Annotated in this window: 2 protein-coding genes; both read left to right on the top strand. The window is 67.5% G+C overall.

The window, feature by feature from the left end; translation table 11 throughout:
- Positions 1-83: 83 nt before the first annotated feature.
- Positions 84-1,139 (top strand): IS1595 family transposase, encoded by a 1,056-nt coding sequence (locus DW754_RS10780; RefSeq protein WP_117759942.1) that lies wholly within the window; start codon positions 84-86, stop codon positions 1,137-1,139.
- A 46-nt stretch (positions 1,140-1,185) separates the two neighbouring features.
- Entirely contained in the window at positions 1,186-1,383 is a 198-nt protein-coding gene (locus DW754_RS10785; protein ID WP_117759941.1) for a type II toxin-antitoxin system RelB/DinJ family antitoxin, read from the top strand.
- Positions 1,384-1,539 lie beyond the last annotated feature (156 nt).

The raw sequence follows: 1,539 nt of genomic DNA on the forward strand, positions 1-1,539 counted from the left end.
GGCTCTGTTAGACCAAGATTGACATACATGTGTCCCCACGGTGCCATATCGTTGACCCCGTAGACCGCGATGATGGGGGCAGCATGAACGCCGAAGACCTGGTCCTCAACTTCAAGAAGGACATGGCGAACCTCAGCAAGACCGAGCGCCGCCGCGCTATCGAGTCCGTCAGGGACGTGATCCGCGCGGCGGCGTTCGACGACGCGGCCGGCTCCGCCTACGAAATCGGACGCTGCCCGCGCTGCGGGTCCGTCGCGGTCGTAAAGAAGGGCAAATCGAAGAACGGCGAGCAGCGCTACCTCTGCCGGGGCTGCGGCAGGACCTTCGGCATGGGCAGCGAGCGCATCCTGGGGACGAGCAGGCTCCCGAAGGAGACCTGGATGGCCTACGCCGAGTGCTTCGTGCTCATGCTGCCCCTGCGCGAGTGCGCGAGGCGCTGTCGCGTCTGCCTCAAGACCGCTTACACCATGCGCCACAGGCTGATCGAGTGCCTCTCGGCCTACTCCCCCTCGTTCAGGGTCGAGCGGGGCTGCGGCTGCGAGCTCGACGAGACCTACTTCCCCGAGTCGTTCAAGGGCAACCACGCGAAGGGGTCGTTCACGATGCCGCGCCCCTCCCGGCACCGCGGCAAGCAAGTGCACAGGCGCGGGCTGTCGCGCGAGCGGATCTGCGTCATGACCGGCGTGAACGACTCGAACGAGACGTTTCTCGAGGTCACGGGGCGGGGCGCCCTGTCGAGGGGGCGCGCCATGGACGTGCTGAGGGGCCGCATCGAGTCCGGCTCCGTCGTCGCGACCGACAGGGCGGCCGTCTACGTCAACGTCCTCGCGGAACTCGAGGTCGCCGCGCATGAGGCCTACGACCCCAAGGACCGCTCCGGGGGAACCATCAACCGGGTCAACGCCGTCCACTCGCTCCTCGGCGCCTTCATGGAGCCGTTCCGGGGCGTGTCGACGAAGCACCTGGGCGCCTACCTCGCCTGGTTCAGGTGGTGCCGGACCTTCATGGCGACCGACTCCGGCGCCGCCGAGCGCACGGTCGCGCGGCAGCTCGCGCACGGCGTCTGCAGGAGCCGCGTCCGCGACATGTTCAACGTGGAGCCGCCCTACATGGACTACTGGGCCGCGCCCGCCGCATAGAGGCGGTAGAATGGTCGCACCGCGATACACGAGGAGGGGTGAGGCCATGCCGTCGAACATACCGGCCACGACGATCCGCATCGACCCGGAGGTCAAGAAGGAGGCCACGGCCATCCTGGACGAGCTCGGCCTGTCCATGTCCACCGCCGTCAACGCGTTCCTCAGGGCGCTCGTCCGGGAGGGCGGGATGCCGTTCGAGATGAGGGTCAGGACGCCGGCGCCCGACGGGGAGACGGCGAGATAGCCGGCAGGTCGGCATGAAACGGCAGGGCCAGGCGAGCAACTCGTCCGGTCTCGGGCGCATCGCCCCCTTGCCGGATTCGAATCCGACAAGGGGGCGACCGCTGTGCAATCGCAAGAAGATGATGGGGCGGAATGTCAATCCTGGTCTAACAGAGCC

The sequence above is a fragment of the Collinsella sp. AM29-10AC genome (genome assembly GCF_003469085.1).
In the GTDB taxonomy this organism is placed as follows: Bacteria; Actinomycetota; Coriobacteriia; order Coriobacteriales; family Coriobacteriaceae; genus Collinsella.

Coding starts and splice junctions, on each gene's coding strand:
- DW754_RS10780 (WP_117759942.1), top strand. CDS start 84: ATGAACGCCGAAGACCTGGTCCTCAACTTCAAGAAGGACATGGCGAAC.
- DW754_RS10785 (WP_117759941.1), top strand. CDS start 1,186: ATGCCGTCGAACATACCGGCCACGACGATCCGCATCGACCCGGAGGTC.